Source organism: Alloscardovia sp. HMSC034E08, from assembly GCF_001813415.1.
Lineage (GTDB): Bacteria > Actinomycetota > Actinomycetes > Actinomycetales > Bifidobacteriaceae > Alloscardovia > Alloscardovia omnicolens.
The window spans coordinates 1,596,590-1,616,297 of sequence record NZ_KV812468.1 but is presented as its reverse complement, the minus strand read 5'-3'; the positions used below and the strand labels follow the sequence as shown (position 1 = coordinate 1,616,297).

General features: G+C 50.5%; 12 protein-coding genes and 5 pseudogenes. 10 read left to right on the top strand and 7 right to left on the bottom strand.

The window, feature by feature from the left end; translation table 11 throughout:
- From HMPREF2909_RS08555 to HMPREF2909_RS08535, 7 genes and pseudogenes are all read right to left on the bottom strand, one after another.
- On the bottom strand, positions 1 to 2,092 hold a 2,092-nt coding region (locus tag HMPREF2909_RS08555), incomplete at its 3' end, for a Rib/alpha-like domain-containing protein (protein WP_210387902.1).
- 420 nt (positions 2,093 to 2,512) lie between these two features.
- Positions 2,513 to 2,728, bottom strand: a pseudogene (locus HMPREF2909_RS08550) (IS30 family transposase); the annotation flags it as partial.
- Between the two features lie 646 nt (positions 2,729 to 3,374).
- Positions 3,375 to 3,464: pseudogene (locus tag HMPREF2909_RS09945) on the bottom strand (hypothetical protein); the annotation flags it as partial.
- A gap of 12 nt (positions 3,465 to 3,476) precedes the next feature.
- Positions 3,477 to 3,629 (bottom strand): annotated as a pseudogene (locus HMPREF2909_RS08955) (Cna B-type domain-containing protein); the annotation flags it as partial.
- Positions 3,630 to 3,709: 80 nt separating this feature from the next.
- Positions 3,710 to 5,419 (bottom strand): Rib/alpha-like domain-containing protein, encoded by a 1,710-nt coding sequence (locus HMPREF2909_RS08545; RefSeq protein ID WP_071415939.1) that lies wholly within the window; start codon positions 5,417 to 5,419, stop codon positions 3,710 to 3,712.
- Between the two features lie 61 nt (positions 5,420 to 5,480).
- A pseudogene (locus HMPREF2909_RS08540) lies at positions 5,481 to 6,780 on the bottom strand (MFS transporter).
- A 222-nt stretch (positions 6,781 to 7,002) separates the two neighbouring features.
- On the bottom strand, positions 7,003 to 8,820 hold the full coding sequence (locus HMPREF2909_RS08535; RefSeq protein WP_210387901.1) for an MFS transporter: 1,818 nt from the start codon (positions 8,818 to 8,820) through the stop codon (positions 7,003 to 7,005).
- A 967-nt stretch (positions 8,821 to 9,787) separates the two neighbouring features.
- Here HMPREF2909_RS08535 and HMPREF2909_RS08530 point away from each other — a divergent pair.
- The 10 genes and pseudogenes from HMPREF2909_RS08530 (at position 9,788) to HMPREF2909_RS08490 (ending at position 19,383) form a co-directional block, all read left to right on the top strand.
- Positions 9,788 to 10,552, top strand: coding sequence for an ABC transporter transmembrane domain-containing protein (locus HMPREF2909_RS08530; protein WP_071415937.1), 765 nt, complete (start codon positions 9,788 to 9,790; stop codon positions 10,550 to 10,552).
- Between the two features lie 15 nt (positions 10,553 to 10,567).
- Positions 10,568 to 11,614: an ATP-binding cassette domain-containing protein gene (locus tag HMPREF2909_RS08525; protein ID WP_071415936.1), complete on the top strand. Its 1,047-nt coding sequence runs from the start codon at positions 10,568 to 10,570 to the stop codon at positions 11,612 to 11,614.
- A complete protein-coding gene (locus HMPREF2909_RS08520; protein WP_071415935.1) occupies positions 11,611 to 13,287 on the top strand; it encodes an amino acid ABC transporter ATP-binding/permease protein in 1,677 nt (558 codons plus the stop codon). Before HMPREF2909_RS08525 ends, HMPREF2909_RS08520 begins: the two co-directional genes overlap by 4 nt.
- A 21-nt stretch (positions 13,288 to 13,308) precedes the next feature.
- Positions 13,309 to 13,887 carry an MptD family putative ECF transporter S component gene (locus HMPREF2909_RS08515; protein ID WP_071415934.1) on the top strand — a complete coding sequence of 193 codons (579 nt, stop codon included), beginning with the start codon at positions 13,309 to 13,311 and terminating at the stop codon, positions 13,885 to 13,887.
- On the top strand, positions 13,887 to 14,564 hold the full coding sequence (locus tag HMPREF2909_RS08510; RefSeq protein ID WP_071415933.1) for an energy-coupling factor transporter transmembrane component T family protein: 678 nt from the start codon (positions 13,887 to 13,889) through the stop codon (positions 14,562 to 14,564). The genes HMPREF2909_RS08515 and HMPREF2909_RS08510 overlap by 1 nt, the downstream gene beginning before the upstream one ends.
- Complete coding sequence (locus tag HMPREF2909_RS08505) at positions 14,510 to 15,934, top strand: ATP-binding cassette domain-containing protein (protein WP_168165284.1); 1,425 nt, start codon at positions 14,510 to 14,512, stop codon at positions 15,932 to 15,934. The genes HMPREF2909_RS08510 and HMPREF2909_RS08505 overlap by 55 nt, the downstream gene beginning before the upstream one ends.
- On the top strand, positions 15,931 to 16,347 hold the full coding sequence (locus tag HMPREF2909_RS08500; protein WP_071415931.1) for an arsenate-mycothiol transferase ArsC: 417 nt from the start codon (positions 15,931 to 15,933) through the stop codon (positions 16,345 to 16,347). The genes HMPREF2909_RS08505 and HMPREF2909_RS08500 overlap by 4 nt, the downstream gene beginning before the upstream one ends.
- Before the next feature lie 48 nt (positions 16,348 to 16,395).
- Positions 16,396 to 16,458: pseudogene (locus HMPREF2909_RS09940) on the top strand (zinc-ribbon domain-containing protein); the annotation flags it as partial.
- A 6-nt stretch (positions 16,459 to 16,464) separates the two neighbouring features.
- Positions 16,465 to 17,835, top strand: coding sequence for a hypothetical protein (locus HMPREF2909_RS08495; protein WP_071415930.1), 1,371 nt, complete (start codon positions 16,465 to 16,467; stop codon positions 17,833 to 17,835).
- 63 nt (positions 17,836 to 17,898) lie between these two features.
- Positions 17,899 to 19,383, top strand: coding sequence for a zinc ribbon domain-containing protein (locus HMPREF2909_RS08490; RefSeq protein ID WP_210387900.1), 1,485 nt, complete (start codon positions 17,899 to 17,901; stop codon positions 19,381 to 19,383).
- The last annotated feature ends 325 nt before the right edge of the window (positions 19,384 to 19,708 follow it).

The following is a 19,708-nucleotide window of genomic DNA, read 5'->3' as shown; positions in this document are numbered from 1 at the left end:
CAGGAACAACCAACTTACCCTCATACTTAGGCTCAACAGTTGCTGCGATGATGTTCGCTACCTTGAATGGGGCATCGGCACGGGCAACAACGCGACCCTGGGTTTTCGGCTGACCGTTGTCACCCTTCACCGGATCGCCGTTCTCGTCGAGAACCGGGACCTGCAGATTCTCGTTGCGCATCACAACTGGGAACTTGAACGTCTTACCAGCCTGGTCAGCGTTCGGAGTGAAGGTCACAAAGCCAGTCGCGGAATCAACCGAAACCTGATCCTTAGTGACGCCCTCTGGCAGTGTGCCAAGTTCGAACTTTGCCTTTTCAGGCTTGGTTTCTTTGACGTCGGTATCCGGGTTGTCGAACTTTGGTTCGGAAGAAGTAGCCTCTCCAGACTTCGCCTGAACCTCGTCGTATTCAAGGTATCCACGAGCCACAGCGAAAGCATCCAAAGCCAGCACCAAGTCGTTCTCTGGATCCGGATTACCCGGGGTGAGCTTCAGGCGGGCAGTGAACGTATCACCAGTTTGGGCGTCCGTAGGAACTTTGAGGGGACAGCTTGGGATCTTGGTTGCGGCGTCAGCTTTAGCGGTCTCACAGGTCTTGACGACTTTGCCGTTCTTATCTATCCACTGGATGTAGTAACTCAGATCCTGAGTGATCGGCAGGCCGGAGGTATCAGTCTGAACCGTATCGCTGACCGTCGCCCAGTTATCGGTGGTGTTCTTATCCACTACATCGAACTTCAAGGCTTGCGGCGCAAGCGCGATGTTCCAACCCGTGTACGAATCAGTGGTTTCACCAATGTACGCGCCGTCGCCACCGAAGAGCTGTGCGTTACCACCAGCGTTCAAATCAACGCCGAAGCCCGGGCCCGCCCATTGGCCAAGCGACCAAGGATACAGCACACCGATATTGTCAGGAAGCGGCTTCCCGTCACTATTAAGAACGCTGAGGTAGCTCCAATGCATATTGACGTGCTTGGACCCAAGGTTGCCGTTAGCCCAAGAACCTTCTTCCCACGAACCAGCCAGCTTGTGCAATTTTGCAGCCGGCGGGTTAATGCCACCGCCCGTACCAGTGTGGTTGTTACCGTAGATACCCTTCCAGAAAAGCTGGAACTTACCATCAGCGCCAGTAGTGGTGGTGACCGTCTCGGCAATCCAGCCTTCTGGATCCGCAACTACCTGCTCATTAATCCAGCGCTGCAGGCCCTCTTCGTCAGCAGGAGTCCAACCTTTCCCACGCAGAGTCTTACCCGCAAAGTTATCCTTCGCGTACTGTTCAATCTTGGTCACAGCCTCATCGTTTAGGTAAGAGCCAACCACTTTCAAACCAGCGGCAGGGACGTCCTTGCCGCCAAAAGCACTCACAGTGTTGTGGTTTTTCGCGCCCTGCAACACATCAAGGTTCCAAAATGCCCGACCAGCATAGTTACCATTGTTACTGGACTTTCCAACACTCTCTGCCCACTTGTTTTGCGGAAGGTGCTGCGGCAGTTTGTCCTTCTGTGCGTACTGAATGGTCACACCCGATACTTTGTTGCCATTCCACTGGCCGTCACCCTGGGTGCTGGGAGTGGTATCTGCGCCAATGCCCGGGAATACACCAGCCGCCGGCTGATGCACCAGACGATACTTATCTGTCAAGTCATCTGGTAGCTCCGTCCACATACGGATTTTCTCGCGGCGCTGATCACGCCGACCGGCAGGGTCACCTGTCGTAAGGCCAACACTGGCATCCGCAGCGAACGTGCGGGTCACGCCGGCAGCATCAGTGTACTGTCGCATCTTGATGGTGAAATTACCGTTAGCGTCGCTCTCGGTGTAGTACACCGGGGATGAATGCTCCGTGTTGACGCCCTCATACCACTGGGCGTATACTTTCACACCCCTCATGGGCTTACCAGCATCCTGAACGTTATTGAAATTAGTGCCCGCCTTCACAATCTCTTTGACAGAGCCAGAGATCGTGCCCGTTTCGCTCGCCTTACCAGGAGAATAGATGGCCTTATCGCTACCAACTGTTGGAGCAGGCTTCTGCGAACTAGCAGCCGCAGCGATCGGAGATCCGACTGCTAGTGCGCAGGGGGGGGGCACAAAAGGTACCCACCATGGCCAAAGAGCAAGTAACCACTAAAACTACCGTACCAAGACGACGGATCGCGTTTTGCTTCATCACAGTGTTAATTTTTCCTTCCTAGAAGATATTTTGGGCGTAGTGAGAACCTGAAGGCTCGCTACCTGAATACCTTCATCTGTTGATGGTGGAGTCCGTCCATGCCAACCTCACGACCGGAAAGAATTGCATAGAGCATCCACCAGTTCTATAGCAATGCTTGATAATAGCACCAAGTAGGGTCAAACTTCTGCTTTGGAGACTACAATATTTTTCATGTAACCACAACACCCTATATGAAAACAGTTTTGGCACTTTTCCTAATAATGGCAAGGCGTCCCCCCCCCCAAAAAAAACCGAAACGGGGTGGGTTCTAGGTGTGGTTGCAACGGTTGATGGTTTTAGGTAAACAGTTTGAGGATCCGCTCGCTGGGTTTATCGTATTCTAACGTCTTGCGTGGTCGATCGTTTAACTCTTCTGCGACTGCGTCAAGATATTCTTCTGGGTACTGGGGTAGGTCGGTAGCTTTTGGGAAGTACTGTCGTAGTAAACCATTGGTGTTCTCGTTTGTGCCTCGTTGCCAAGGAGAATGAGGATCGCAGAAGAAAACATCCAATTGGACGTCGAAAATGATAAGTAGGCGTTGACCGAAGCCCCCAGATCCCCCACTTGCGACGGAATTGCTCAATTTCTCAATAGTAGCAACCAATGAAGTTCCGCCACATGACGATGGTCTCTTTGAAGGGTTCAGCACTGACAAAGAGCACTCGCGCGGTGGACATTCCGGTATTCGCGATACCGAGTTGAGTCTTGCCGACGCCCGCGTATACGAGGCGTGTGGGCTCGACGTTGACGCCGTCGACCACAGTGTTTTAGGGGACGCAGTTGTCGAAGCGATGCTCTATGTCGCGCATGGAATCGGGCAGAACGATCCAGAGCTGGACTCCGTGAAGAACGGTTGTCGCTCATGTTGAGACTTCGGAATGGCTGATACCGTGACCTGGGTCATGAAGTTTGCTTCACCCGTTCGCGCGACCGCGTGGGTTACTGCTGAGTCGTGGTGCATGATTGAGCGTTGGAAGAGCCAGGAGACGGTTTGTAGACCGGGTGAGGGTGTGAGGGGCGACGTCCATATCACCGACGTCTAAGCCCCTGTCGGAACCGTAATGGTCAACAAAGCACCACGCGCCAATGAGGCACCGCTGGCCTTTTCGGTGGCGCACCATTATGTGATCAGGACTAGGTCCTTGTAATCAAGTGGATCACATGAGGTTCTTCTTGCGACGTATCATCAGAAAAGCTCCACCTGTTGGCATCAGACCACCAAGGGCCAGCAGTGTCAGGATTCCGGAATCACCGGTCTTCTACAACTTCGGCTGGCAAGTATTCGTCACAACGAACGAACCATCCTTATTCTGCTTGATTACCGAGGTATACCCCTCAACAGGAACCTCGTCGATCAGATACTCGATCTGCCTACCAGCCTTCATCTTCGACAAATCAGAAAAAGCGAAAGTCCAATCAGTCTCATAGCGCGCCGTGCCTCAATCTCATGATGAGGCACGGCGCGCTATGAGATCACACGTTACATGCGATTTTACATGTGACGACGTTTGAGCAAGTAACCACCCGCCAGCAAAAGCAGGGCACTAGCACCAAGCAGAGTCATATCCGCTGAACCTGTCTTGGGTAGCCCGCCGTGACCGTGCTGAGCCTTTGACGTAGCTGATGACTCCTTCGTCTCATCAGGCAGTTTCATCTTATCAGGGGACTCTGGCTTGGGCTTGAATGCTAGATCAACTGTGAACACGACGTTCCCGTCGCCATTCACCTCACAAGTAGCACCCTCTGGACACTTAAGCGACGTGTAGCTTTCCTTACCTTTATCGGTAAGCGACACAGTCACAACAGCTTTCTTCCCGCGACTAACAGGATCATCCGGGTTGAACAGCTCACCGTCATTGTTCACATACGTCACGTCGTATTTGAACGCCCCATCAAACGGGTTGGGATTACCAGCTTCATCCGGGCCGTAAGACGGAATTATCTCTTTTTGCCAAGAGCCTTCCGTGACGTCTTTCATATCTTGCACAGTTGGCAACTGCGGAGTAGCAGTCGCTTCAGATATAACAACCGGTGCGATAGCTTTACGCATCTTCGCTACATTAGAACCAGCTTGACCCTCAGTGACCGCATCATCGTCATAATAAGTCACAGTAACTGGAATGTCGGCCCTATCCCCCCTGACTGCATCAGCAGCTGGGGTCACCGTCAGCTGGCCATTGGAAGCGTTAATCTTTACCCGCCAAGTCTTTCCTTTAACCGTAACCGTTTCCGGGGCTGAGTACTCGTGTCGGATGCCTTGTTTCGCGTACTCTTTACCCTTCATAGGCGACTCCACTGCCTTAGCAGGAGATGTTTTAACCAATTCATAGAGTGGTTTCAAAATGGACAACTGCCATTCGCTTACTCTCTGTCCGTCAGCGTCAACGACGCCAGGATTATTTACCTTGCCAGATTCTGGCGCAAAAACACCATAGCCCTTAGCCATAGTTACGTTGCCGGCGGCCTGCAACGAGAACTTCGAAGCACCTGTGCCATTTACATCGCCGGGACCTTCAAAAGCTGCTACCTTTCCCGCATACCAAACGCGTCCGCCAGGAGCCTGGATATCGGCATCTTTAGCCGAAGAGAACACCGTGTCTTTGTCCGCACGAACACCGACCGGTGACATATTCGGAGAATCTGCCTTCACCTTCAGGGAGGCCTGCTCAGTGACAGTGATGTTTTCGCGACTGTACATACCAATAGCATTGCCGCCAGTTACGCCCATCAGTTCAATATCAAGTTGGGAGTTGCCCGCGAGTACGGCAGATCCATATGTGCCTAGGACGCCGAACTTCGTTGATGTTGTCTCGGGATTGGCTATTTGAGTCTTAATGTTGACTTTTACGTTATCGGTGATGGTGAAAGTGTTGGCAGAAATACCCATAGCACCAGCAAATCCTTTATCACCACTATATCCGGGGTTAAGATTGATTGTCCCTTGCCCGCCGATTGTGAGCGCGCCACCGTGGCTTTCAACAGCCGTGGAGTAGTTGGGAGTATTGGTGGACATATCGGTGTTAACCGTGAGAGTCGCATCGGCAGACTCTCCAATCAAATTAACCTTCGGATTAAGACCATCTTGCTTGCTGTTAACTCCGCCGCTCTTCATGGTGAACATCAGAGCAATTGCATCTGAGTGTCCCTTTGACTGTTGATCGATGACGTTGTTACCACGGAATTTGACGTTCAGTTCTTCCACGCCAAACGTCCGCACTCTGTAGAGATTCGAGAGCCTTCGGCAGGCAGTTTTCCGTTTCCGTTCATAGAATGGTGATAGACGTGTTCGTTAAATCTGGAATCGCATTCAGCTGCTTCTTCATGGTCGCATCGAGGTACGGATTTTTGCGTATAACCTCTAACTGCTCTTGCAGCTCAGCTGCATGAGGTAAAGCTGGCGCGTCCACCTTCGTTGGCAACTCTGCAGTTAAAGTTTGAGGCAAACCGACCAGAGAATTCGCAAGCAAACCAACAAAAATAGCAGGAGCTAGCATGGTACCAATCGAACGCATCAGCGATAAATTCGCCAAACCGGAGGTTATTTGCTCCTGCGGCACGTGCTGCATGATCAAATAATTTAATGGAGCACCTACGAGGAAGCCGAGGCCTAAGCCCATCAAAATCAAAGAGACCAACGCAGAGACATATCCAGGCTGAGGAACGGCCCAGAAGTTTAAGCTGAGCGCGGCAATCACCGAAATAATCGCACCAATACACAGAACGAAACGAGCGCCGAACTTATCGGTAAAACGCCTCGACAGCGGCGCGCCCACACCGGAGGCGAGACCGAGAATAATCACTGGATATCCGCCACTACCTGTCGGCAAACGCATCGAATTTTCTGCGAACTGCGGCACGAAAACGAGCACCATAATAATAACGCCCGACAGCGTTCCCAAAAGAAGAGTGAGCAAAACCGCGCGCGTGGTGAAGTAGCGCAACGTAATAACCGGATCGGCCGCCTTATTTTCGATAAAAACGAACAGCGGAAGGCACACGTCCATCTGCTTGGCAGTGGCGAGCGCGTCGAACGGATCGAAGTGCTGAATCGACCAGAGCAGAGCTATAATCGCGGTAACGAGTACAGCGATGCCCGGGTAGTCGATTGGTTGCTTATTTGGCTCGGTTTCGTTGCGCAGCAGAACCCAGCCAAATGCTACGATTGCCAGAGCACTCGGAACACTAATATAGAAGATCCACTGCTCGTTGTGAACGCCGGCAACCGCCAAAATCGCCGAACCTGCTGACGCGCCGAGAACATTATCCACACCGTAGGCAACGCCGACTAAGCCGAGCGCCAGTCCGCGCTTATTTTCTGGTACGGAGCTACCCACAGCTGCTGTCGCAATTGGCATAATACCGCCACAGCCAAGCGACTGAATAACGCGGAAAATAAGCAGAAGAGCAAAGGAATGTGCGTCTTGAGACAGTCTACAGCCCAGCGAGCCCAAGCCGAACAGCGTAATATGAAATAAGGTAGAGATTTTTCTTGCCGAAACGGTCGGCGAGATTGCCCGTAACCGGAATCGATGCGGCATACGCCAAGGTATAGATGGTAATCATCCAAATGCCAGCGGAGGCGTCTATGTTCAGATCGTTTTGAATAACTGTTCGTACGGGGAGTGACGATACCCGTATCGATAGCCCCCATAAAGATACCGAACAAATAGAGCGCAAAAATATCGACCCAATTACCTGCAGTTTTCTTCTCATTCATACGGTCATAATACCGCGAAAAAAATCTGATGAAGTGCGCTTCTTCATCAGGCTTAAAGGTTTAGAGATTTACTGTTCGTTCTGCGTTTCCTCAGACTCCATGGCCTCGACCACGGCTTCACGCGCGGCTTCTGTTACTGCTTTAGCCTTGCGCAGGTCTTGACGGATTGCGTCTTCTGCCTCGATAGCAGCCCGCAGCTCCATTTTCGCTTCTTCCACGCTTGGCTGTTGATCGAGCACGTGAATAGGAGCGTCTGCGAAGAGCTCTTCTACATCGAGTTCTGGGTTTTCTTGCTGATTTTCGACCAGCTCAGTTGCTTCTTCTACACTTGCTACAGCCGGCATAGATCCAGGCAATGGCTGGCGAGCAGACTCGCGCAAGAAGAAGACAGCAACGAAACCGATTGCTGACGTGGCCATTACCCAGAAGGCTGGAGCCAAATCGTTGCCAGTGAAGGTGACTAAGGCTTCCATAATCAAACCTGCAGTACCACCGAAAATCGCAACTGCCGCGTTATAGGCAATACCCATGCAGCCGAAACGGGAGGATGTTGGGAACTGAGCTGGCAAAGTTGCCGCTAAATTACCCATGTATAAGGCTACTGGGATTGCGAGGAAGAACAAGCCGAGCAGCGTAGACCATACAGCACCGTGAGCCATCAGCATGAATGCTGGGATAGCAAGGATGATTGCGCTTAAAGCTGCAGACACGAGCACAACGCAACGCGAAGTGAAGTCAGAAATCCACCCAGTAAGCGGAATAGCGAAAGCAACAATCACCAAGATTGGCAAAGTAAGCAGATTTCCGTGAACCGGATCGTAGTGCAAAGTCGTCGACAGATAGGTTGGCATATAAGAGGTTAACGCGTAACCTACAGTATTTGCTGCTGCAACGAGGAAGAATGCTGTGAGCAGTTCGCGCCAATAATTCTTGAACAAACCGACTACACCCTGAGGACCTTCATCAGTTGCGTGAATGGCTTCCTCAATATCGCGCACATTCGGAGCGGCGGTTGGTTCTGGTGCGTCCTGAGATTCTTGGAATGCAGGCGTATCTTCAATCTTGGTACGCAAAATCAAAGCAATAGCACCTAAAGGCAGCGCGATCATAAACGGAATACGCCAACCCCACGAGTGCATAAACTCAGGGGTAAGAGTAATCTGCAAAATCGATACGAAAGTAGCACCCACTGCGAAGCCCATGTATGAACCCCAATCAAGCAGAGCCGCATAGAAACCGCGGTGCTTATCTGGAGCGTACTCGGTAACGAAGGTCGTTGCACCGGCATACTCACCACCGGTAGAGAAACCTTGAACAAGCTTTAAACCAATCAGCAGAATCGGAGCGGCCGCGCCAATCACAGCGTACGTTGGCAGCACACCAATCAGGAAGGTTGCCAGCGCCATAACCATAAGCGTAAACGCCAAAACTTCCTTACGCCCCAAACGATCGCCGAGCTGACCCAAAATAACACCGCCGAGCGGACGTGCGATAAAGGTAACAGCGAAAACGGCCAGCGAGAAGAGATTCTGGATCTGGCTAGATGCATCAGACAAGAACTGCTGACCAATGATCACAGCCAAATATCCGTACACACCCACGTCGTACCATTCCATGAGGTTACCCACCACAGAACCAGCGACCGCCTTCTTGAGCGCGGACTCCTCAACCACGGTTACATCGTCTACGCGCAGCAGACGACGGCGACGCAACAAGGCAACGCGGCGCTTTTCTTCGCGGATAGCGGCCTTCATCACAGCTTTTTCTGCAGCTTTCTGAGCCTTAAGCGCTTTCTTATCGGCTTTGCTCAGCTTCTGCGTTGTCTGGTTATTGTTTTGATTATTCTTCTGGTTATTTTCGGATGCGTTTATATCGCTATAACTCATATTGTCCTTAATCTTCTTACTGTTCGAAACGCGTATCTCGTGCGGATGCATATTATGCAATCTCAGCACGCCTATTCGGTCGTGGTAAGAAAGAATTCGGTTACTTTCTTTCGTTTTATATGCTGTTTTTTAGGCTACACTACAGCCGCTAAAATCAATGCCTCACGGTTCAATTTTAATTACGTTAAACGTTACGGGTATAAAAGTTTAGCAGATCCCCTGGAAACGCCGAGGAAAAGCTATGAAAATTGGGTGTATTATTAGCAATTTTGCGATATCGCGCTGACGAAGAAGAATTCACCTTATACTACAGGTTTAAGCCAAAAAGTTTTATTGATTTTTTGTAGTGCGAGGTGAATTGATTGGTGGAGGGTGTGCGCTCACACGGTTTTTCATGTGATAACTTTTGCACATCGCTTTTCTTGTGAAACTTACCGCTTTGAGAACCTGATTGTTGTGCTTTTTCCTGCGCGATCTTTTACACACGGCTTTAGCTTTCATCTGTGCCGACTTCTGTGAACGTTAAAGCCTTCTGCACCTTAAATCAGTGGTGGTAAAGGCTTTACCAGGTAGCGCTAACGCCTATCTATGAGAGCTACAGCAGCAACCCTGTACTCGCATGCACACATACGCGCATAAAATCAAGCTTTTTGAGCACGAACCGAGCTAACCAGATGCTTTAACTTTCACAGATAACCAACATCTGCGAAAGTTAAAGCAAAAACGCCCGCAACGCCCCCACCGCAACCCCTCCAACGCTACCACACACAAAAATTCCCAGCTAATTCTCATACTTTTCCCACAGTTCTTTACAATCCTCGGCATAAACTGCCTGACGGCCAGAGTGTTTAACAAACAGCTTCGTGCGAACTAGCTCATAAAAGCCTATACAATCAAGGTGTTTAATGTTAGGTTTTTGAGCATTGCCTTTTGTAGACCAAATAAAACAGAAAGGAATGCGAGAGGAATGTTCAGTAAGAATCTCTTCAAGCTTCCCGGAGCCAATCCACGTGCATCCGTTATTGTTGGCATTTTAAATGCCCTCGGAACTGCAATCGAAGCTTTCCTAATTATCGATTTTGTGCGAATCCTTGGAATGTTCCTCAATATGATTCCGTATTTTGTGGGTGATTTTATGCCGTTTTGGTCAAGCAGTACAACGCTGTCTGACCCGATGGACGTGGTGCAAACACGCGCACCGTACCTAGTAAGGCTTATCGTATCGCGCCTCGTGTTGGGAATTATTACACACTTTATTACTGTTCATTCTTCGCAAAAACTCCAGCAAGCGCTCACCGGTTCCATTATGAGCGCGGTGTTCAATCCTGAGCGTGTGCGTACGAGCACGAACTCTCTTATGGCAAATCAAGCGCTCTCCCAGCTCGCTGTCGAAGGCATCCCAGCCATCGTGAGCTTCTATACTGTGTATCTGCCAACTTTCGTGCATGCGGTAGCGATGATTCCGATCGCGCTTCTTGTTCTTATCCCATTGAACGCGCCGGCTGCAGCGATTCTCACGCTCGGCATGGTTCTCGTTCCTGTTGTCGCAAACGCAAGCCGCAGCAAGGAAATCAACATACATAAGGAGCAGCTCAAGGCTTACGAAGGCGTATCCGCTCACTACGAGGAGTCACTTAAGGGATTGCCTACACTCAAGCTGTTTGGCGCCGATAAGAAGGAATCTGAGGAACTGGCTGAAGGTTCGGAAGGATTCCGCAAGGCGACGATGTAGCTGCTCGCTGGTCAGTTGCGCTCGCTGATTGCTTCTGATGGCGTTATTTATGTTGCGATTGCGCTTGCTGCTGTTGCCAGCGCTTTCAGCATGAATATGGTTGTGTTCATTTCTGTGCTTACTGTTGCGGTGCGTTTGTTCGATCCGATGCGTCAGCTCGTGTATTTGATTCATACGGGAGCTGTTGCGTCTCGCAGAGCGGATGCGTATCAGGAACTTCTCGGAGAAACAGAAGAAAATGACGCAGATACTAATCTCACCCATATCGACTGGAAGTCCGCGGACGAGCTCGAGCGCAATGATTTGCCAGCGGCTCACCTCGAATCTGTCAGCCTCACTTACGCAGGTAATACCCAGCCAAGCTTAAACAACGTTTCTCTCGATCTGCCATGTCGTGGCCTTGTGGCGGTTATGGGATCATCTGGCTCTGGAAAATCAACCTTAGCTTCGGTTATCTCGGGCGTACAGACGGACTACGAGGGTACGGCGCAGCTGCTCGGTAACGAACTGAAAACCGCATATGTGAGCGATATTGCGCGCGCTGTTTCGGTCATGAGCGGTACAAGCAATCCGCTGGCGGGCACTGTGCGCGATACGCTCGACCCCGCAGGCTCACACGACGAAGAGGAGCTCACCATAGCCCTCAAATCCGTCGATTTGCATTTCGACCTCGACTATGAACTCACTCCTGGCGGATCAAATATTTCAGGAGGTCAGCGTCAGCGCCTGCTGGTGGCTCGCACTCTCCTACTCGATCGCCCTGTGTACATTTTCGATGAGGCCAGTTCGGCAGTCGATAAGCAGCACGAAGAACAGCTGTGGACGTTGTGGAAGCAGCTATCCAATCGTGCGCTCGTTCTCGTTATTACCCATCGTTTGGCGAACGTGCCGATGGCCGACCTCGCCATCTGCATAAGCAACGAAGAGATTGCTCAGCTCGGCGAACCGCGTACTGTTCTGGGCGAAGGCGTGGCGCACGATATGTGGCACGCGCAGCAAGAAGTCGAAGCCGCGACCGACGCAACAACAGCAGCCCCCAGCACAGGAGAAGAACTAAGATGAACACAAAAGCAACTTCTACTGGGCTTATGCGTCGCATGGCCACTTTTATGAAGCATCTTATGCCTATCGAAGTGCAAGCCATTATTAACGGCACGCTCGGCTATCTCGCGGTGCCTGCGCTGGTTGTGTGCGCAACGATGGCGATGCTCAACCTGTGGGTGGGTAACCGCACGAACGCTATTGTTTTGGCAGTGGCGGCTCTTCTGTTCGCTGCTGTGCGCGGTATTTTTGCTTTCCTCGAGCAGTACTACAATCATTTGATGGCTTTTACGGTTCTGCGCGATATGCGCAATCAGCGGCTTAAGCATGTGCAGTCTTTGGCTCCGACTCGTTTGGCCGAGCATGGCCGCGGCAAGCTGGTCAGCGCGCTTACGGAAGACATCGAATTGTTCGAGATTTTCTACGCGCACACTCTCTCCCCTCTTGCCATTGCTGTTATTACCAGCATTATTCAGGTTGTGTTGGCCGCGAATATCCATCCTCTGCTCGGATTGGCTGCTCTGCTCGCATATGTACTGCTTGGCGTTGTAGAACCGCTGATTATGACACGTCCAACCTCGCGTTGGGCAATGGCTGAGCGCGACGCTCAGGGCAAAGTCTATTCGCAGCTTTTGGAAAGCTTAGATTCTCAGCGTTCGCTTACTTTTGCGAGCGCATCCGAAGCTACCGCAGCTTCTGCAAACAGTAACAACCAGGCTTTGCTCACTAGTCGTGCGAAGCGTTACGCTATGGTCGGATACAATAAGCTCTTCCTGGATATGCTTTCCCTGCTGTGTGTAGCAGGTTTTGGCGTGCTCGATGTATATATCTATGGCACGGGTGCGCTGGAAGTCCCGTTTGCCTTGATTGCTTTTGCTGCTTTCGCTAGCTCGCTCGTCCCGATTCAGGCAATTGCCCGTTTAGGCACCGGACTGCAGCCAACTATGGCCGCCGCTCGTCACGTGTTCGAGCTGCTCGATGCGGTTCCAGCTGTTGAAGAGATTGATGATGAGAACGGCTCTCAGTTAAGCGATTTCAGCTCGCAGGATGTACGCAATGTTCGCTTCGGCTACGATGATTCGCCAGTTTTGAACGATGTTTCGCTGAGTGTTAAGCCTCGCGACATGATTGTGATTCAAGGCGAAAATGGCTCAGGAAAGTCAACGCTTATTAACCTTATGATGCGTTTCTACGATGCAGATTCCGGTGAGATTAGCGTAAATGATGTAGCGATTAATCAGGCTGCAACCTCCTCTTTGCGCGAAACTCAAGCGCTTGTTTCTCAGCAAACGCATATCTTTACGGCTTCGCTGGCCGATAATCTACGTATTGCTCAGCCAGAGACGAGCGACCAGCAGTTGCGCGAGGTTCTTGCTTCCGTCCAGCTGACCGATCTGGTGGATTCGTGGAGCGATGGCATCAATCATGTTTTGGTGCGCAACGGTGTAGAGCTTTCGGACGGTCAGCGCCAACGTATTGCTGTGGCGCGCGCTTTCCTGTCGAATGCTCCGCTCATTTTCCTGGACGAACCGACTGCGAACATGGACGCGCTACTCGAAGCGCAGCTGATGCAGGCGCTGTCTGATCAGCAGACAGACCGCGCGTATGTGATTATCTCGCATCGCCCGGCTCCCGCGGCCTTCGCCAGCCAAGTGCTCACTATGCGTGGCGGCGAACTCGTAGCTCAATCCTAAGAAAAGTATGAAAGGAAAACTATGACGAACACTCCACAGACACCTAGCCCAGCTCCTGCAACCTGGCTGGGCTTCAGCCTACGCGATATTGTAGATATTGCCATTTTCGCAGCCCTTGCTTTCGTGGGCATGTGTTTAGGCGGACCTCTTCACACCATTAAAATTTTCGGTATTCAAACACTGCTCACCGGTCCGTTTATTACTTTCTTCTCCATGTTCGCTCTCATTAAGGTGCGCAAACCGGGCACGGTTACGCTGCTGAGCGCTATTTCGACCATTATTCTTATTCCGATGCACCCAACAGCCTTCATTTATTCGGTTATTGCCGGCGCTCTGGTCGAGCTGATTGCTCTGGCTGTTTTCCGTAGCTATGACAAGCGCGGTGCACGCTTGACCAGCGCGATTTTGCGCTCTGTTTTGCAGATTCCAGTACAGGTTGCATACACGTACTTGGTTGTTGGCAGTCTGGCCACCACTTTCGTCGGTTCAACTGTGTCCATCATGACTGTGCTTGTCGTTGGATTAGCTCTGTTTATTGGCTCAGCGTTCTTGGCAGAGAAAGTGGCAAACGAGCTGCGCAAGAGCGGTAGGATGCGCTAGTGCGCACCCTGCATCCTCTGGCACTGTTCGGCACGAGCCTGCTCAGTTTTAGTGTTGCGCTTTTTGATCCACATACCTCGCATCTGTTAGCATGCGTGGCGGTCTGCGTTGTGCTGCAACTGAGCTTTGGCATGTGGCGGCAAATGCTCGGTTTTATTGTGGCAATTTCGCCGTTTTATGTGATTGTGGGCGCTCTTACCGCCTTAGCGTATGGCGACATGGCGCTCACTTTGCCGATTTTTCTGCGCATTTTTGTGCTCGGCCTCACCTGTGTGCCTATGTTTACGGTGCGCGAGGCCGATTTGGTGCGCTCGTTGCAAACTTTGCGGGCATCGCGCGGTTTAACTCTGGCTGTGCTTATTAGTATGCGTTTCGCGCATGTTATGGCAGTTCAGGCCAAGCGCGTGGCTGCTGCTCGGCGCACGATGCCGCGGCTTAAACAATCTCACAAGCGTGTTTCGCTGTGGCGCATGCTCGTTCCTCTTCTCGACCGCGCGTTGAGTATCGGCGACGATCTAACACATTCCCTCGAACTGCGCGGCTTCACTTTGCGCTCCGACATCACGTTTAGCGTGTATAAAACAGTGCGCATGCAGGCGCTTGATTATGTGTGGGTTGCGCTGTGGCTCGCACTGAATATGAGCTTGTGCGCGCTGTGGATTATGGAGATTGCATAGGAGCTGTTATGAGTGATTTCGCTATCGAACTACAAGATTTTACTTTAACCTCGTCCAGTTCTCCTACTCCTCTGCTCGAGAACGCGTCGCTCGGCTTCTCATGGGGAACCATGACCTTGCTCTACGGCGAAAGCGGTTGCGGCAAAACCTCGCTACTCAACTGCTTGACCGGTTTAGCGCATAACAGCACGCATTTAGCTGCTTCTGGCATTTTAACCATCGATGGCGAGAATGCTCTTGATTGGACGGCAGAGCAAGTCAGTTCGCATATCTCGTGTGTTCTGCAAAATCCTGATTCGCAGATTATTCATGGCCGCGTTGGCGATGAGATTGCTTTTAGCCTCGAAAACCGCGGTGTTTCTGCTGATTCTATTCGTTCGAAGGTGCATGAGCTGTGTGAGATGCTCGATCTCGATCCGCTCGCTGAGACCGCTACCCTCTCGGGCGGCGAGAAAGAAAGCGTGTGCATCGCCAGCGCTTTAGCCTGCGAAAGAAAAATACTTATTTTAGATGAGCCTCTGGCAAGTTTGGGCGCTCACGGTGCGCGCGTGGTTTTGAGCGCGCTGCGCTCGCTCGCCGATAGCGGTTACTGCGTTATCGTGTGTGAATATCGCATTTCGACTCTGGCCGATTATGTTGACCGCGCGGTTGCTATGAGTGGCGACTGCATTCGAGAGATTGCGTCCGTTGCGCTCAAAACTCAGATAGCTGAGTTTATGGATGATTATGATGTAGAGCCTGCTGGTTCTGAGCAAGGTGGCTCGTTGGTTGCTTCTGTCTCGGATGTACGCGTAACTACGCGTGATGGTCGCGAGATTTTATCGGTTGATTCGTTAGAACTTCGCCAGCGCGAAGTGATGCTCCTCGTAGGAGATAATGGTTCGGGCAAGACGACGTTGCTCAATGTGTTGGCTAGTGTGCAACGCGTAAAGCGACCTGGTCGCGTGCGTGTTGATTCCAGTGGTTTGGTGTGGCAGAACCCGGGGTATCAGATTTTTAGCAACACTGTTGATGGCGAAATGGCTTTGCGTTGCGACTCTGCTGAAGTGTGCGAGCGCGAACTGACTGCTCTAGGATTATCTGGCTTGGAAGATCGCCATCCTTTGTCGCTATCCGAAGGCCAAAAACGACGTTTGTTGTGTGCTGCCACATGGGCTGCTCAGCCAGAACTTATTCTTATGGACGAACCATTTGCTGGCCAAGACAGCGCCAACATCGCTCGCCAGTTAGAAGAACTGCAACGCTTAGCGAGCGAGCATAATTCTTGCGTTGTGCTGTCTACACATGATGTGCGTGGTGTTGTGGAACTTGTTACCCGCGTGATTCATTTGGATTGTGGGCGGATTGTTCGCGATACTATAAATCTATGAGCGATTCAACTACTATTCTTTTTGCCTGCCGACAAAATGCGGGGCGTTCGCAACTGGCTGCTGCTTTTGCGAAACGAAGAATTGATCAATTAGGAATACAAAATGTCACAGTTCTATCTGCCGGCTCTGAACCTGCCAATCAAATCCATCCACAGGTTGTGAAAGTGCTAGCTGAACTGGGATTACAGCCAGAATCACAACCAAAATTACTGTTGCTCCAAAACGTTAAAACAGCTGATTGGGTTATTACTATGGGCTGCGGCGAATCATGTCCATTCTTTCCTGGCATCTATTACGAGGATTGGACGATTCCAGATCCACATAACCAAAGCGACGAAGAGGTTCGCTTTATAGCTCGGCTTATTCAAGAAAAAGTCGATGATTTATTGGAACGAGTAACGCTTAATGTGTAACGAACTGTAGGATTGATCATATGGAGCTTGAGAGAGAAGAGGAATTTTATGTATTGTACTAAGTGCGGTACCGAACTTCTACCGAACGCAAAGTTTTGTACCAAGTGCGGAAAAGCAGTGCTTGCATCTACTACCCAGCCAGCTGTTGCTGAACAGATAACGCCGGAAGCACCAGCTACACAAACTGTAACGAAGAAAAAACGGGACGTATTGTATGCTTTCATTGCAATCATCATTGTTGTCGCATTGTGCGTCGCGGGTTTCTTCACATACAAAACGTTGACGAAACCAGCGGAAGTCAGCATGAAGTTGAGCGTTTCTCTAGACGATAACTGGACGGATAAATCAACTCCCGTTATCTTGCGCCTGAAAAGCACAAATAATAAACTAACCAAGTTTAAAGCAATACGTCCGTCTCGCGGCAAATCTAAGACGCAAACTGTAACAGTCAAGCTTCCTCAAGGCGAATACAACGTAAAATATATTAGCCCAATTAATGCTGATGGATCCATGTATCGAGCTCCAAAAGCTTCGAATGTTACTGCGAGCGCAACAACCCCACAATCTGCAAAGTTTGAATATATTCCCTCGGATAAGGTAATTTCCAGGGACGTGAAGATCGTTGTGAATGCTCTGAAGGAAGCTCGTAAATATACTGAAGTCGGTATTACTAACACCGACACTATGATTGCGGATAATGCCACAGCCGTTGCTCAAAGCAACGCTGAGTTGCACAACGCTATTAAACAAGTAAAAGATAACGGCAAGATTGCCTTCACTGGCATTGTGAAGCAGTTCAATACAGCAGAAGAGGCAGCTGCTTATATTGGTGGAAGCCCGCAGAATTTACCTGTAGAACAGATTCTCGGTTTACCCTATGTTTTGCTGATTCTCGACGAACCAACAGACTATAATCACTCCGTCAATTCGCCTAACTTATATACAGATACAGCTTCATACATTGTTCTTAAAACTGGTCCTATATACGACAGTCCTGTCACCTATCTTGCAGCTAAAGACCAAGACTGGACGCAATATCTCAACAAACGCATTGTTCTGAGTATCGCGGACGGAGATGACGGCGATCTTTTGTATTCCACTAATGGCGGATTCTTCCCATTCAACCCGTTCTATGTTGGTCAACAGGATGTTGTCTACTCACAAAATGTAGTTAATAGCCAACTGAATTCAATAGAAATTCCATCTGGTACATACCTGCAGAAGATTTATGCAAATTCCCCGTACGAGCATCAGCCTAGAGAAGTTACCATAAGGGGACAGAATCTCACGTATAAAAATAACGGAGATGAGTTAAACTTCACTATTAAAGAAAATCTTCAAGGATCCACTGCACAACGACAAGTATATACTCTCGAAGCCGATCCGAACAACCCACAAAATCACTATGACCTCGACCATGTAATTTACTATCCAGAAAGCAAGCAGATTCTATTGGCAAACTACGAGGAGCAGTACGAAGCACAGTAGTATTTTTTGCTCTTGTAATATAGACATTATTAACCAAAGAGAATGAAGAGAAAAGCGGTTATTATGTTTTGTACAAAGTGCGGTGCACAGCTTGTACCGAATGCAAAGTTCTGCACGAAATGCGGTCAACCTGTTCAACCTGTTCAGCCTCAGCCAAGCACACCAAGTCCAACGCTTGCACCGGCAACAGCGCCAGCGACAACACAGCCAAACCCCAGCCAATCAAATAAAAAAGTAATCTACACAGTTATCGCGGTTGTTGCCGCTCTTGCTGTAGCGGTCGGCGGTTTCTTCGTATACAAAGTTTTCTTCGCTAAAAATCAAGCGAGCGAGCAAACGGTAAAAACGAGCGGAACTGAGTTCTCAGTACAGCTCGATAAGAAGTGGACCGCGAAGTCAACGCCTGTTCTGCTGCACATCGTGAGCACAGATATAGAAAACGATGTCGACATGTACCGCGCAGTGCGTCCGACGGACGGCAAGAATACGAACGGCTCTGCAACCGTTGAGCTGAGAGCGGGCGAATACGATGTCGAATACGTAAGCCCGGTTAACGCGGACGGTTCCATCTACGAAACTCCAGAAGATCTCTCGCTCTCGATTGATAAAAGCGGTACCGCGACGGGCAATAAAACAGCGTCTGACTTTAAGATTGTACCTGCACAAGACGTGGATACAAGCGATATCGAGGACATCATTTCCGAGCTGAAAGAGGCCGCGAAAGATAAGAAGTCGGGCGTAACCAAGAAAGATATTAAGATCGCTCAGACAGCGATGAATGGTTCAGAAAGCTCGAGCGAGGATAGCGATGCGAAGCTAAGCGAAACAGTCAAGAAGATTGAGAGCAGAGGCGATACAGCGTTTACGGGTATCGTGCGCATCGTAAAATCAGCGGACGAACTCGCTAAGTATATCGGTGCCGCGCCGGGCAACGCGAACGTGCTCGACGCTCCTTATGCGATTCTGCTGCTCGATAAGCCGACCGGATACGAGCACGAGACCGATAAGGGCGATGGCGTGCTCATGAAGGAGACTGCGAGCTATATCGTTCTGGCTGCCTCCGGTGGTGAGCCTGCTACGAACAGTTCCGTCGATCACTGGACCAAGTACAAGGATATGCGCGTAGTTTTGAGCGGCGCTAAGACCGCGCTCAGCTACTCGGCAAACGGTAACTACTATCCATACAATCCGTTCGCCACGTCCGCGCTAAACCTCGAATACTCGGCGAAGGTTGGAAGTGCTAAGCCAAAATCCGTGAGTTTGCCGTCTGGCTCGTTCACTGAGATTGTTGATCAAGATCCGAAGTACTCGTACAGTCCATCGTCCTTCACTTTGGACGGAAACACTTTGGCTTTGAAGCACGGCTACGATGGTACGACCGATACCTACAGCATTACTACTGACGAGGCTGGTTCAACTGCCGCGCGCCGTACCTACACTTTGAGTGGTAGTAAAGCGGGCTACCGTATTAATCATATGGTGTATTACCCAGAAACCGGAGATATCTTGATTGGTACGACGCGCTACTCCGTGTTCCGTAAGGGGTAGAAGGGGCGCTATACCGTTTCAACGCAGAAGAGCGTGAGCCTAAGGCTTGCGCTCTTTTCTTTTTGTGTTGGTTGAGGAGCTGACCGAGCGGCGTGAAACATGACTTGAGGGTACAGTTCATTGCCCGCAACCACTTATGAATCATTTTGCAGTCGTGGCAGACGAGGCGTAAAGTGAATCATCTTTCACGCCAGGATTTTGCCCAAAAAACACCTTCTGGAGGCCGTGGAGAGTGATTCACTTTTGAGCTCATTACTCACGCCGCATTCATTGGCTGCATTTTGTCGTAGTGAGCGAACCAGTGGCAATCAGTTGCCCCCCCCCC

Coding starts and splice junctions, on each gene's coding strand:
- HMPREF2909_RS08535 (WP_210387901.1), bottom strand. CDS start 8,820: ATGAGTTATAGCGATATAAACGCATCCGAAAATAACCAGAAGAATAAT.
- HMPREF2909_RS08490 (WP_210387900.1), top strand. CDS start 17,899: ATGTTTTGTACAAAGTGCGGTGCACAGCTTGTACCGAATGCAAAGTTC.
- HMPREF2909_RS08530 (WP_071415937.1), top strand. CDS start 9,788: ATGTTCAGTAAGAATCTCTTCAAGCTTCCCGGAGCCAATCCACGTGCA.
- HMPREF2909_RS08515 (WP_071415934.1), top strand. CDS start 13,309: ATGACGAACACTCCACAGACACCTAGCCCAGCTCCTGCAACCTGGCTG.
- HMPREF2909_RS08500 (WP_071415931.1), top strand. CDS start 15,931: ATGAGCGATTCAACTACTATTCTTTTTGCCTGCCGACAAAATGCGGGG.
- HMPREF2909_RS08520 (WP_071415935.1), top strand. CDS start 11,611: ATGAACACAAAAGCAACTTCTACTGGGCTTATGCGTCGCATGGCCACT.